At 31.1% G+C, this 13,238-nt stretch carries 12 protein-coding genes; 9 read left to right on the top strand and 3 right to left on the bottom strand.

What is annotated here, in order from left to right; translation table 11 throughout:
* Window positions 1-28 precede the first annotated feature (28 nt).
* On the bottom strand, window positions 29-1,432 hold the full coding sequence (locus DFQ10_RS02940) for a type III PLP-dependent enzyme domain-containing protein (RefSeq protein WP_115815924.1): 1,404 nt from the start codon (window positions 1,430-1,432) through the stop codon (window positions 29-31).
* Window positions 1,433-1,940: 508 nt separating this feature from the next.
* Between DFQ10_RS02940 and DFQ10_RS02935 the strand changes: the two genes are divergently transcribed.
* From DFQ10_RS02935 to DFQ10_RS02895, 9 genes are all read left to right on the top strand, one after another.
* The gene (locus DFQ10_RS02935; protein ID WP_147299167.1) at window positions 1,941-3,947 is read left to right on the top strand and encodes a tetratricopeptide repeat-containing sensor histidine kinase; all 2,007 of its coding nucleotides are present in this window, start codon (window positions 1,941-1,943) and stop codon (window positions 3,945-3,947) included.
* Window positions 3,940-4,689 (top strand): LytR/AlgR family response regulator transcription factor, encoded by a 750-nt coding sequence (locus DFQ10_RS02930; protein WP_115815922.1) that lies wholly within the window; start codon window positions 3,940-3,942, stop codon window positions 4,687-4,689. Before DFQ10_RS02935 ends, DFQ10_RS02930 begins: the two co-directional genes overlap by 8 nt.
* Window positions 4,690-4,968: 279 nt before the next feature.
* A complete protein-coding gene (locus DFQ10_RS02925) occupies window positions 4,969-6,273 on the top strand; it encodes an OmpA family protein (RefSeq protein WP_115815921.1) in 1,305 nt (434 codons plus the stop codon).
* Window positions 6,274-6,294: 21 nt separating this feature from the next.
* Window positions 6,295-6,753: a lipocalin family protein gene (locus tag DFQ10_RS02920; protein ID WP_115815920.1), complete on the top strand. Its 459-nt coding sequence runs from the start codon at window positions 6,295-6,297 to the stop codon at window positions 6,751-6,753.
* Between the two features lie 126 nt (window positions 6,754-6,879).
* Window positions 6,880-7,353 carry a hypothetical protein gene (locus tag DFQ10_RS02915; RefSeq protein ID WP_115815919.1) on the top strand — a complete coding sequence of 158 codons (474 nt, stop codon included), beginning with the start codon at window positions 6,880-6,882 and terminating at the stop codon, window positions 7,351-7,353.
* Window positions 7,354-7,514: 161 nt separating this feature from the next.
* Window positions 7,515-8,699, top strand: a complete 1,185-nt coding sequence (locus tag DFQ10_RS02910; RefSeq protein ID WP_115815918.1) for a hypothetical protein — start codon at window positions 7,515-7,517, stop codon at window positions 8,697-8,699.
* Between the two features lie 7 nt (window positions 8,700-8,706).
* Complete coding sequence (locus tag DFQ10_RS02905) at window positions 8,707-10,149, top strand: hypothetical protein (protein WP_115815917.1); 1,443 nt, start codon at window positions 8,707-8,709, stop codon at window positions 10,147-10,149.
* 48 nt (window positions 10,150-10,197) lie between these two features.
* On the top strand, window positions 10,198-10,719 hold the full coding sequence (locus tag DFQ10_RS02900) for a hypothetical protein (RefSeq protein ID WP_115815916.1): 522 nt from the start codon (window positions 10,198-10,200) through the stop codon (window positions 10,717-10,719).
* A gap of 17 nt (window positions 10,720-10,736) precedes the next feature.
* On the top strand, window positions 10,737-11,633 hold the full coding sequence (locus tag DFQ10_RS02895) for a hypothetical protein (RefSeq protein WP_115815915.1): 897 nt from the start codon (window positions 10,737-10,739) through the stop codon (window positions 11,631-11,633).
* 149 nt (window positions 11,634-11,782) lie between these two features.
* Here the strand turns inward: DFQ10_RS02895 and DFQ10_RS02890 are convergent, their stop codons facing one another.
* Window positions 11,783-12,163 (bottom strand): hypothetical protein, encoded by a 381-nt coding sequence (locus tag DFQ10_RS02890; protein WP_147299166.1) that lies wholly within the window; start codon window positions 12,161-12,163, stop codon window positions 11,783-11,785.
* 129 nt (window positions 12,164-12,292) lie between these two features.
* On the bottom strand, window positions 12,293-13,135 hold the full coding sequence (locus DFQ10_RS02885; RefSeq protein WP_115815913.1) for a pseudouridine synthase: 843 nt from the start codon (window positions 13,133-13,135) through the stop codon (window positions 12,293-12,295).
* Between the last annotated feature and the right edge of the window lie 103 nt (window positions 13,136-13,238).

Below are 13,238 nucleotides of genomic sequence, written 5' to 3'. Positions count from 1 at the left end.
TTAATTGAACTATTATAAGTTCACTCAACTATTTTTCGGTTTCATATCCTAAAATACCTAACAAATTTTCGCTCTTTTGTTGTTCAGAAAACACTTTTGTATTTAGGTTTCCTTCGGCATCTCGTTGAATTAAAATATGCTTTGGCGTTGGAATTAAACAGTGTTGCAAACCTCCAAAACCACCAATAGTCTCTTGGTAAGCTCCTGTATTAAAAAAGCCAATATATAAAGGTTTGTCCTTGTTGTATTTTGGTAAATAAATAGCATTGGTATGTTGCTCACTATTGTAATAATCATCACTATCGCAAGTTAAACCACCTAAAAGCACACGCTCGTAACTATCTTGCCAACGGTTAATTGGCAACATAATAAAACGCTTATTTATAGCCCAAGTATCTGGTAATGTAGTTATGAAAGATGAATTAATCATGTTCCATTTTTCACGATCGTTCTGTTGCTTTTGATATAAGATTTTATAAATCGCACCACCACTTTCTCCTACAGTAAAGCTACCAAATTCAGTAAAAATATTTGGTACGGCTACCTCTTCTTCTTCACAAACCAATTTAATCTGATTCACAATTTCATCAACCATATAGGCGTAATCAAAATCAAATGCCAATGAGTTTTTTATTGGAAATCCTCCTCCTATATTCAAACTATCTAAAGTTGGGCATATTCTTTTTAAAGCAGTATACACCTTTAAACATTTGTGTAATTCATTCCAATAATAAGCATTATCTCTAATACCTGTGTTAATAAAGAAGTGTAACATTTTAAGTTCAACTTTTTTATTATCTTGGATTTGATTTTTATAAAATGGAACAATATTCTTGTAACCAATACCTAAACGAGACGTGTAGAATTCAAACTTTGGTTCTTCTTCTGATGCAATTCTAATCCCAACTTTAAACTTGCCTTTAATCTCCTCAGAAAGCAAATCGATTTCCTCATAATTATCAATTATAGGAATACAATTTTTATGACCACTATTAATAAGGTCTGCAATATTAGTAATGTACTGATCACGTTTAAAACCATTACTTAAAACGAAGGTCTTGTCTGTAATTTTACCTTCTTTTTTAAGAGCTTTCACAATATCAATATCAAAAGCAGAAGACGTTTCTATATGAATATCATTAGTTAAAGCTTCATCTAAAACATGTTTAAAATGTGAACTTTTAGTACAGTAGCAATAATTGTATTTGCCTTTGTATTTATGCTTTTTAAACGCATCTGCAAACCAAGTTTTAGCGCGCTGAATATTATTAGATATTTGAGGTAAATATGTAAATTTTAAGGGCACACCATAGTCTTCAACCAATTTCATTAGGTCTATATCATGGAAATGCAGCTCTTTGTCCTCAAGTTTAAATTCTTCTTGTGGAAAGTGAAAGGATTGATCGATAAGATCAATGTATTTATTGTTCATGTTGTTAATTAAATATTCAAGTGTAAATTAATAATATATATGCGTAATCTCTGTTAAGGTTACGTTATATCATACTTGAATCTGGCTTTGTGTAGTAGGTACAAAACCATAAATATGCTGGCTAGCAGCAATCGCAGAAGCGGAAGTTAGCTCTAAAATTCGGTTACTTAACCTGTAAGCAGCTTTTGAATATGACTTCCTAATTTTCAAAAGCCCGAACATATAAACATGTTTCAATTGTTCAGCTAAAACTGGCTTTAAAATCTTGTTAGACAGTCACCAATTTCATTACAAATGTAAATTATTTTTTAATACATAAAACTTTTTTTTAATTTTTTTAAAAAAAATTTAAATCCAATATATTCTTACAAATAAACTACTAATAAACAAATAGTTAACCAGACCAAACCCAACATATCACTATTACTTATTTCACGTTAAAAAAAAGCATTATTAATTCAATAATATTCCTACAAAAATTAAAATTTAAGACATAAAAATCTTAACTTTGAGAGAGAAAGACATACGCAGTATGACGTATAGATTACACATATCACTTTTCTTCTTTTATCTTCTTGCTTTCACAAGTTCATACAGTCTCAACGTTGCCAATTTTACAATATGTGCTAGCACTAATTTATATAAAAATAAAATCATTAGCACTGTACAAGACTCTGCTAAAATTGAGCTTAAAAATAAAATAGACAAAGCGGCTAATGACAGTTTAAAAATAGCCTCAGCATATTTTGAGTATGGACAATATCTAAATAACAGCGGTGAAAAAGAAGCATCAATAGATTACCTTAAACTTGCCATAAAAATCGCTAATAAAACAAGTAATAAAGCACAAATAGCAGAATTCGACAATTATTTAGCCAACGTTTATTGGCAGGCTGGGATTTATCAATCTTCAATTGACACTTATATCTTAGCCTACAAAAGTGCAGCAATAACCCAAGATAGTAGCCAAATGGCAAAAATAAGCATGAATTTAGCTTCAAATTACAATTACTTAGGTGATTACAACGAAGCTATAAAATATGCCCTTAATGCACTAAAGATTAAAGAAACGGCAAAAGACTGGGAACGAATCTGCTACCATTACGTTGCTATGGCTACAATTTTTAAAGAAACAGATAATGTTGAAAAATGGGATTACTATATTCAAAAAGCCTACAAATTAAAAGATGTTGAAAATTGTGCTTCGTTTGGAGATATTGCTAAAATATATAATAATTTAGGTTCTATCGCAGTGCGAAAAGGAAACCACAAAAAAGCACTCATCTATTTTGATTCGCTTTTAGTTTTAAGCAAACAAGCTGGTTTCGATAAAGGTATAAGCGCTGCTTTAGGCAATAGTTCTAACATCTATAAAGAACTTAACCAACCCGAAAAAGCTTTAGAACTATTACTAGAGTCCGAAAAATATTTTGGAGATCCTTACGAAATCATTTCTAACAATAACAGTAAAGCGGAACTCTACCGCTTGTTAGGACAAGAGCAAAAAGCGCTGGATTTGGTTATGAAAAACACCTCCTTAAACGACCTTAGGTTTTACTCCATGGAGCATGAAAATACACTGAGCCTCCTATCTGATCTAAATGCAGATTTATTAAATTACAAAGCCGCCTTAAAATGGAACGATTCTTTAAGAATTCTTGAAAACAAACTACGAGATGATAAAGTGCGTAAAGGCATTGAGGAATTAGAGACTAAATATGAAACTGCAAAAAAGGAGCAACAAATAGAATTACTTACCGCTGAAAACGAATTAAAAAACCAAGGAATAAACACAGGTATTGCCATTGTTTCTTTTTTAGTCACTGTAATAATTCTTATTCTATATATTGTGAGTATTAGAAATAAACAGGCCGAATTAAAGCAAAACAATTTACGCTTGCAAGTACTAAGAACGCAAATGAACCCACATTTTGTATTCAATGCTTTGGGTTCTATTCAAAATTTCATGTTGAAAAACGATGCTCGCAAAGCCTCGCAATACTTATCTCAATTTGCCTCTTTAACTCGAGCTACTTTAAATAATTCTACTGCCGAAACCATATCATTAGCAGATGAAATCAGTATGTTAAAAAACTATATGGCATTAGAGAAAATGCGAAAACAGAACAAATTTATTTACTCAATTAATTATGATGATGATTTAGACTTAGATTTTATAAGAATTCCGCCAATGCTTAATCAACCCTTTATTGAAAATGCTATTAAGCATGGTTTCAAAAACATTGATAATGGAGGCATATTAGAGATTACAATAACAGATAAAAAAGATTGGGTTGAATTTATTATTGAAGATAATGGAGAAGGATTTCCAGAAGGAAAAATAAAAGGAGGTTATAAATCTATGGCAATGTCCATTTTTGAAAATAGAAGAAAACTAATAAGACAGAAATATAAAAAAGATTTTAAGTTCGAAATATTAAATTTAAATGATGAATACCCCAACCAAACTGGTGTAAGAATAACGATTAATATCCCAATTTTAAACAATGATTAAAGCTATAATTATAGACGACGAAACTGCTATGCAAGAAGTAAACAGCCAATTATTGTCTGAGTATTTCCCAAGCATTAAACTGGTTGGCACGGCAAACTGTATTAAATCTGGTATTGACTTAATCCAAAAGGAAAATCCTGATTTGGTTTTATTAGATATAGAATTAACTGATGGGTCTGGTTTTCAATTGTTACAAAAATTGCCTTCTTACGATTTTAAAGTCGTTTTTATAACGGCCTTTGATTCTTATGCCATTAAAGCCATAAAATTCAGTGCCATAGACTATATTTTAAAACCAGTAAACGAAATTGAATTTAAAGAAGCGATACAACGTGCTCTAGATTTAATTGAAAGTAAAGAGCATACAGAATCGCAATTCAATATTTTAATGAATTCGTTTAAAAAAGAATTACAAAACAAAAAGCTGGTTTTACGCACTCAAAACTCAATGCACATAGTGGATATAAGTGAAATTCATTTTTGTAAAAGCGATAATAGTTATACAACGTTTTATTTTAAAGATGGAGAAAAAATATTAGTTTCAAAAAGCCTAAAAGATTATGAAAGTTTACTGAAAGAGTACGGATTTTTTAGACCGCATCAGTCCTATTTAGTCAACCTAAATCACATTAAAAAAGTAGACAAAACGGATCATGGTTTTATTATTATGAAAAACAAAAAAGAAATCCCAATTTCAACACGCCAAAAAAAAAATCTTATCGATTTATTAGACCGCTTGTAATAGATTAATTTTAATCTCTCATTAGGAAATCGAAACTAGCATTACATACAACTACACCAATAAACCTTAACTGTTTACAATTTTAATTACCCTATACCAATCTGTTATTTTTCTTAAATTTTAGAGTTATTAATTACTATGATTCTCAAAAAAATCAAAATTAAATTTGCAAATACAGTTACAGAACTAGCGAATTCAAATTGAGCCGTAGCAGAATCAAATTCAGCTAAAAACCAACCATAATACTGTCGTAACTTTAAGTTACTAACAACAGATATTATGAAAACTTTACACTCAAAAAAAAGCTCTAAACATCTATTTAAGTTTCTGTTAGTATTAAGTATGCTAATTGCAATACCTCAATACTCAAATGGACAAATTTTAAAACGCCTAAAAAAGAAAGCAGAGGATAAGATAGAACGCGAAGCCGAGAAAAGAGCAGAAAATCGTATCAATAAAAAAATTGATAAAGAATTTGACAAAGCCGAGGATGCTATAGATGGTAAAGACAAACAAAACACAGACAGTATTGCAAAGAAAAACGATTCTAAAACAACTACTAAAAAAAACGACAAGGCGGCTAACCCTAAAGAAAAGCTTCAAAACCCAACTGTAGTTTGGAGTAAATTTGACTTTGTCCCAGGCGATACTGTAATCTTTGAAGATAGTCCGAGTTTAAATGAAGAAAATGGTGAGTTTCCGAGTCGTTGGGATTTAATTAATGGCCAAGTAGAAATCGCGAATGTAGATGGAGAAACAGTTTTAATGTTTTTAGATGGTGGAGAAATAGTTCCTTATTTAAAATATGCATCAGAGGACTATTTACCTGAAGTATTTACGATTGAATTTGATTTTTACAAACCTGCAGGAGGAAATCGACTATCCTTTTATTTAACAGATCAAAAAAACCAAAGAGGCAAAAATGTGTATGATAATGCCCAAGAGTTTGATGTAACACCAATAAGAGTTGATGCACCTGAAGGCTCTGCAGTAATGCACTCAGGAAGAGATTCAGATTATTGCAAAAATGGATGCTGGACACATGTATCTATAGCATATACAAAAGGAAAATTAAAAGTATATTTAGATGACACAAGACTAGTTAATATTCCTCACTATTCATTCAATCCTACTGGCTTTACCATGTATCCATACTTTGCTAGTGCAAAAGATAATGTCCCATTTTATGTTAAAAATGTACGTATTGCTAAAGGTGGCGTAAAATACTATGACAGCGTACTTTCTGAAGGAAAAATAATTGTAAACGGTATTAAATTCGACGTAAATAAGGCAACCTTACGACCAGAAAGCATGGGTCCTATTAATGAAATTTTTGAATTAATGCAAAAACAAAAGGACCTTAACTTTAGTGTAGAAGGCCATACCGACAGCGATGGTGGAGACGATTCAAACATGAAATTATCTATAGCTAGAGGAAAAGCTGTTATGGATAAATTAATAACCATGGGTATTGAAGAAAGTAGACTTAAATCTACTGGTTTTGGAGAATCTAAGCCATTAGATAACAATAGCACACCAGAAGGTAAAGCAAACAACAGACGTGTAGAATTTGTAAAATTTTAGTAACCATTAAATCCACAAATCATGAAAAAGTTTTTAGGATTAATAATAGTATCAAGTTTAATATTATCATTCAACGCATGTGATAATAATGACGATGAACAGACAGAACCAACTTTACAAGAACAATTAAGTGTTGGTGAATGGATAGTAACACACCTCCAAGAAGATAACAATGGTATGTATACAAATAGAGACCTCAACGAGGAAGACACTTATTTCATAACATTTACTGAGACCAATTACTCTATGTATCAAACTGAGAATGGTGTAAGTACATATGAAGAAAACGGCAGTTATACAGTAGTAGATGATAATGTAATTACAACAATACACCCAAATTTAGGAGCAATGACTTTTGTAGCTCAACTAAATCAAGGTGGTGATAAACTAGTTCTTACACAACCTTTGCAAATACTACTCGGATTGGATGACGATGATATTCGTTATTGGGTATGGACTTTAGAACTAAATACTGAATAACGTGCATTTATTAACACACTAAAACTAATAAAATCATGCAAAAGTAGGATTACCAAAAACTGAAGATAAAGTCATAAATATATTAATAAACCTGAAAATTTTAATTAATAAACCTATCAACAAATCATGAAAAAATCAATCACTTTATTCGTCATTTTATTAAGTGGCTTAAGTCTAACACTAAGTTCATGTAGCAGTGATGACGACTCAAACTCAGAACCACAACTTGCCACAGGAGCTTTTGAAATATATTTAGATGGCGTCCTTTACAAACAAGCAACCAACGCAGAAGTAGGTCTTATTAAGGATGCACAAGGTAACTATGTAAACACTGTTTCTATTGGTGTAGGTACCGAAACAGCTATAATGGTTTCAGGTTTTCCAACAGCAATTGGTGAAGACATTACAATGGATTCCGATAGTGACCCAGGGGTAAACATCTCTTCTGGAACAGACTATTATGGCACAGTCTCAGGCACATTAACACGTACATCTGCTAGTAAAATATCATTTCAAGGTACTTGTACCAAATTAATGGAAGCACAAGTTTATACCATAACTGGTTATGTAGAATCTACAGCTTGGGAAGTAATAGATTAATAAACTAGAGCTCTAATTATTATAAGACATGACGTTTATTGTTTAGGGCGAGCAGGAGTATATGCTTAAACTATAGTGGGCTATTAATCAATAATGGTATATGCTCCTGCTTTTTAACGTAATACAGCATCAACAAAAACAACAAATTAAGCTTGAAAATCATGAAAAAGTCACATCTATTAATTACCATATTTATCTTATTTATAGGTTTTACTAATGCTCAAAACGAAAAAATTAGTGGCAATTGGTTATTGACAAAAGTGGAACAAGGAGACAAAATTGATAACCCACTGTTTACTCAAAACTTTAAAGAAGATGGTAAAATGGAAGTTATGGGACAAGTATTAGGCACTTGGAAATACCATCCAGATAATCAACTCATCACAATGCAATCAACCGAGGTTGAAGAGTTTGATGGTAAATTTAAAATCATTTTAATCACCCCTAAAAAACTTCAACTACAACAAGGTAATGTTAAATTGTATTATGCTAAGATTAATTTAGCAGACTCTAAAAAAAATAATGCTTCACTAAATATTGAAGGAGAATGGACCTTAGAAAATGAATTAGATGAAACGCAATTACTAAAAATTGAACGTCCAGACACCTTCTTAATGAGCATAATTTATTCTGGTGGAGGATCCGCAGCCTATAAAGGAACGTGGATTTATAATCCCGAAGAAAAATCCATTTTATTTCTTGGCGGAACTAGTTTACTAAAAGGCTTTAGTACCGTAAAAACAATTACAGAAAATAAATTCATCTTAGAAAAAAATGGCAAAGAAATTATTGGTAAAAAAGAATCAACTGTAAAACCAATAGAACGTTTAACTTTTAATATTGAAGATTTCCCTGAAGAATCAACCGACACATCACCTTGGCAAGATTTTGATGCCTTACTAAACGAATTAAAAAACGTAAGCTATTTAAAATATAAGCAAAGTAAACTGATACCAAATACATCATCTTTTACCTACAACACTTTGCTATCTAAAATCGATGTGAATTCGGAAGAAAGAAGAATCAGTTTAGCCAATTTAAGTATCACTAAAAAAGACACCATGCAATTTTCAGAGTGTGTTAAAGGAGATTTATACAATCAATATAACGACTTTTTTCCTCAAGAAGAATTAGGCCCTTTTAAACTAGTCACAACCGAAACCATAAAAGTACCAGCAGGCGAATTTAAATGCAAAATTTTTGAAGGATTCGATGGTGATGCTAAAGTTAAATACTGGATGATAATAGACAAACCAGGCATCTATGCTAAAATAATCCGTGAAGATATTGGTCTTTTCGATAAGGTAGAATATTCAATAATTGAATTAGAAGAAATTAAAAAATAGTATCAAAATGAAAGCTTTATTTATATCCATAGCATTAGTAATAAGTGCTTCTGTCTTTTCTCAAAACCAAACGGAACAAACAAAAATTAAAGACTATTTAGATAGCACTCTACAAAACAAGAATACGTTACTAATTAGTAACGCTTTGCAAAACGTAACCGCATCAGACATCTATCAAAGTGAATTACTGTTTAGTACAAGTTATCAAGATGGACATAACATATTACAATTACGGTATTTTATTAAAACTGCAAATAAACTAATCGCTTTTAAAGACAGAAACGATTTGCTAGCCTCGAGCGCATTTATTAAAAGTTTAAATGCTAAAAAATTTAAATTAAAAACTGAAGATGATGGTGTTGCTTTTCAATCCTTATTAAAATTATTAGACAATGAACGTGGCTTAGGTTTTTTTATAGAAGATAATACCTGGTATTTTAATAGAGAAACAAGATTTGGGGAGACTATGGCCTATGTTGTTACAACAGCTAACAATGGACAAATCTCTACAATAGTTTATGAAAACGACTTAAAAAAGACGTTGCCTGAAACACTTTTACAATCTGGAGAAACAATAGACTTTACAGGTTCCGGAGCTCTGATTTCAAAAAAAGATAGTGCCTTTATGCATCAGTATTTGTTAGATAACGTTAATTATGAATTTGAAATTACACCTTTAAATTTTTATTCGCTAAACACAATATCTACGCTTTCAATCAACAAATGCAACTTAAAAGTAACAGAAGGAGAAGAAGGTAACAGTTTTACGAATAATATACCATTTATGTTGATTTCTAACAATGGTGAGTATATAAAAACTTCGATTGATGGTCTTTTAGAAATGCCTATATTTTTAAATAGTCTTCAAAAAAAATACACACTAAAAACGGAAGATGATGCCAGACTTTTCCAATACGTATTAGATGATCTTTCACCTGTAAGTAAATTTGATATAGAACTAAAAACCTTTTATAAAAAAGACAATATGTGGTTTTTTGTTAGAGAAAAAAGATTTGACGATTTAAAGGGATTTATTGTTTTAATAGATAGCAAGAACAAGGTTAACCATATAGAATATACTACTATTTCTGAAGAAAGCATCATCCGATTAAAAATGAAAGATCCAAGTTTTAAAGTAGATTATAAATTTAAACTTGCACAACCCACTACAAATAAAGTTACTCTACAAAAAGGTGAAGGTCTAAACATAGAAGTTAGTTTTGATGAAGCTGTGGTAAACGCCTCAGGTTGTTGGATTCTAACACGAAGAGATGGTAGTGACTCAGGAACCTATGCTGGTAATAATCTTCATTCTCCTTATAAATATGACATAACAGGTATGTCGTTAGAAGGCAACCATCACGTTTTTGAATACTTTTTACTAAAAAATGAAACTATGAATGCAGAAGATGCTTTAAGTACAATAACCGTTGAAGTTGAAATAAAATAAAGCACCTGAATTTAGAAAAACAGAAATTATCAATTAAATAAAAATATTATGAAAACTACAGCAAAAATTTTATCGGCATTACTTATTTGTTTCGTATTTACATCTTGTGATGATGACCTCCTAGATGTAGATTTCGATACTACTGTAAAAGCAACCATAGTTGCAAACGTTGATCAAGGTCAAGAAACAGTAAATGAATATGTTGTTTTAAGCATAGACAACAATGACACACACGATTATTTAGATAACATTAAAGGTGTTAAAATCACAAAACTAACTTACAGAATTATCAGTTTTACAGGAAACGAAGAAGGGACTGTTGATGTTGATTTTTATGCAGACAACATCACTTTAAAAGACGTAGCATCATTTACTGTAAAAGACGCTTATGATGCAGGCACCATTTTCGAAGTCACAGATGTTAGTAAACTAAACGCTATGGCAGATTTGCTTAAAAGCAACAAAAGTGCAACGGTTGGTATTACTGGAAATACTGTTTCAAATGAAATTGGTATGAATTTCAATATTGAGGTTACCGCAGAATTAGAAGTAACGGCTAATCCATTATAATCTTTAAACTTAAACAAATGAAAAAGTTTAGTCTATTTATTCTTGCCTTCCTTATTTTAGGTTGCAATGACACTAAAAGCAATACGCTTACAGATGCTTCAGAAAATACAGAACAGCAAGACAACAAACTAAAACGCTACAAAGTAAAATCTGGTATCATAGAATATGAAATAACTATTACAGGAGACGTAATGGGAAGTAAAATTACAGGCAGTGGTACGGAACATATTTATTTTAAAGATTTTGGTGCGTTAGAATTAGTTGAAGAACAATCTACTCAAACTACGGAAACGAATGTATTTGGTAATACATCAACAAATACAACGAAAACACACACCATAAAAAAACTTGACAATGGAGATAGTTATAGTGTAGATTTTAAGCAGAAAAAAATCTATAAAACACAAGATCCTACCATGCAATTAACCAGAAAATTTCAACCTAACGCAGATGTAGGAGAAGCAGGAGAAGAAATGCTAAAAGCCCTTGGAGGAAAAAAATTAAGTAATGAAACCTATAAAGATTTCGACTGTGAGATATGGGAAATAATGGGAATTAAACAATGGATATATAAAGGTGTTACTTTAAAATCGGCTGGTACTTTAATGGGAATTAAAACAACAAAAGAAGCTACAAATATTGAATTAAATGTTGAAGTAGACAAAAGCCATTTTAAACTTCCAGATTACACTATTGTAGAACAAGAAAATTTATTTGGTGATGTAGAAATTGATTCTGATTTCGATGCCAACCTTGAAGACATAGATAAAGATTTAAACAAAATTAAAAATATGTCTTTTGAAGAATGGAAAAAACAGGCGACACTAAATGATGAGGAAATGGGAGAAATGAGTGAAACTGAGTTACGCGAAACTTACGACATGATTCAAAAAATGATTAAAATGAGAGGATAAACATCAATTAAAAACAGTCTTTCATAAACTGTGTTAGTTATAAAGCCTCAGATCAAATTATCGATCTGAGGTTTTATTATTCTTTTTAACTTCCACGAATTAACTTTTATTATAGTAGTAAAAAGCTAACTATTGCTTAAACCGATTTACTACAATGAAGTTAAATCGTCGTTAGCATCAATTACAACTTCAATAGCATCGCAATTCTGTAGGTTTAATTCAATTTTCTGTCCGTAATCGTACTCATTAGACGCTACAATTACAATATTACTGCTCGTTATTTCAATCCAATCACTATCTAAAGTAACAGAAATACTCTGGTCATACAGTGTATTGTAATCATCGTCTAGATCGTAGATTAGAAAATCGAAACTGTGCACTCCATTATTAGTTATCCTAATTTGGGGTAAATCATCCACACAACTTTGTGTTTCTGGTGTGGGAATTTCTGAGATACTATTATCATCAGTTAAATCTGTTGTACAATTTACTATAAGCAAAAGTACTAAGAGTAGTCTTACATTTTTCATAAGTAGGTAATTTTCAATTCTATTTGGGGCTGCAATATAGAAAAAAATTAACACCTAGTCGTCAAAATGAATCATTTATTCGATGAACGGTAAGATATATGTAATCGAATTAGCTTCTCAATTTTGCTATTAAAGCATCTTTAAAGTATTTATTTCTTGCTCAGTTAAGTGTTTCCAGTGACCACGAGGTATATCCTTCTTAGTTAAATGACCAATAGCTACGCAATCAATTCTTACAATATCATAGTTAAGGTTATCAAAGATGGTATGTAAAATAGTATTTCCTGTGTTTTTAATCTTAATTCCAACTTGGTTTTTAGATTCGTCTTTAATATAACTAATCTCCTCAACAGCAATTAATTTACCATCGACTTTAAAACCTTCTTGTATCTTTTTAAGATCTTCAAATTTTAAATTCTTATCCAATTCAACTTGAAACAAACGTGCTACACCATTTTTTGAATTGGTGAATTTTTGTACCACTTTGTCGTCATTTGTAAACAACAATAAACCTACTGAGTTTCTACCAAGACGACCTATGGGTTTTATATTAGCACTAGTTGCATTAGCTACTAAATCCATAACCGTTTTACCCTTGCTTTCTGCTGTAGTTGTAGCAAAACCTTTTGGCTTATTTAGTAAGACATAAACGCTTGGCTCTGGCATAATACGTTGCCCATCAAACCTCACTTCATCAGTGCGCTTTACCTTATAGCCCATTTCGGTTACCACCTTGCCATTAACGGTTACTAAACCTATAGCAATATTCTCATCGGCTTCACGACGCGAACAAATACCAGAATTACCTATGTATTTATTTAAACGCATCTCATCTGGATTAGATGATTTTTTTACAGCTTGACTTTTCTTCTTTATAGGAGCGTTTCCTCTAGCATAACTTTTAGTCTTGCTATTTGCATTTCCTCTTCCTGTAATCTTTCCTTTTCCTTTGCTGTCTTGATTTCTGCTCATATTGTAATTTTTCGCAAAGGTATAACAATAGTTCACATCTTCAACTTAAATATTAAAGTTGTTTGTTGTAGACACTTACAATACAGTTAAAATAACCTTAGCC

The organism is Winogradskyella eximia (genome assembly GCF_003386165.1).
GTDB classification, from domain to species: Bacteria; Bacteroidota; Bacteroidia; order Flavobacteriales; family Flavobacteriaceae; genus Winogradskyella; species Winogradskyella eximia.
The sequence above is the reverse complement of the archived record's forward strand: the minus strand, read 5'-3'. Positions and strand labels throughout refer to the sequence as shown.

Bases quoted from the DNA above. Each gene is read 5' to 3' on its own strand.
- DFQ10_RS02900 (WP_115815916.1), top strand. From the start codon at position 10,198: ATGAAAACTACAGCAAAAATTTTATCGGCATTACTTATTTGTTTCGTA.
- DFQ10_RS02895 (WP_115815915.1), top strand. From the start codon at position 10,737: ATGAAAAAGTTTAGTCTATTTATTCTTGCCTTCCTTATTTTAGGTTGC.
- DFQ10_RS02890 (WP_147299166.1), bottom strand. From the start codon at position 12,163: ATGAAAAATGTAAGACTACTCTTAGTACTTTTGCTTATAGTAAATTGT.
- DFQ10_RS02905 (WP_115815917.1), top strand. From the start codon at position 8,707: ATGAAAGCTTTATTTATATCCATAGCATTAGTAATAAGTGCTTCTGTC.
- DFQ10_RS02910 (WP_115815918.1), top strand. From the start codon at position 7,515: ATGAAAAAGTCACATCTATTAATTACCATATTTATCTTATTTATAGGT.
- DFQ10_RS02930 (WP_115815922.1), top strand. From the start codon at position 3,940: ATGATTAAAGCTATAATTATAGACGACGAAACTGCTATGCAAGAAGTA.
- DFQ10_RS02915 (WP_115815919.1), top strand. From the start codon at position 6,880: ATGAAAAAATCAATCACTTTATTCGTCATTTTATTAAGTGGCTTAAGT.
- DFQ10_RS02920 (WP_115815920.1), top strand. From the start codon at position 6,295: ATGAAAAAGTTTTTAGGATTAATAATAGTATCAAGTTTAATATTATCA.
- DFQ10_RS02940 (WP_115815924.1), bottom strand. From the start codon at position 1,432: ATGAACAATAAATACATTGATCTTATCGATCAATCCTTTCACTTTCCA.
- DFQ10_RS02925 (WP_115815921.1), top strand. From the start codon at position 4,969: ATGAAAACTTTACACTCAAAAAAAAGCTCTAAACATCTATTTAAGTTT.
- DFQ10_RS02885 (WP_115815913.1), bottom strand. From the start codon at position 13,135: ATGAGCAGAAATCAAGACAGCAAAGGAAAAGGAAAGATTACAGGAAGA.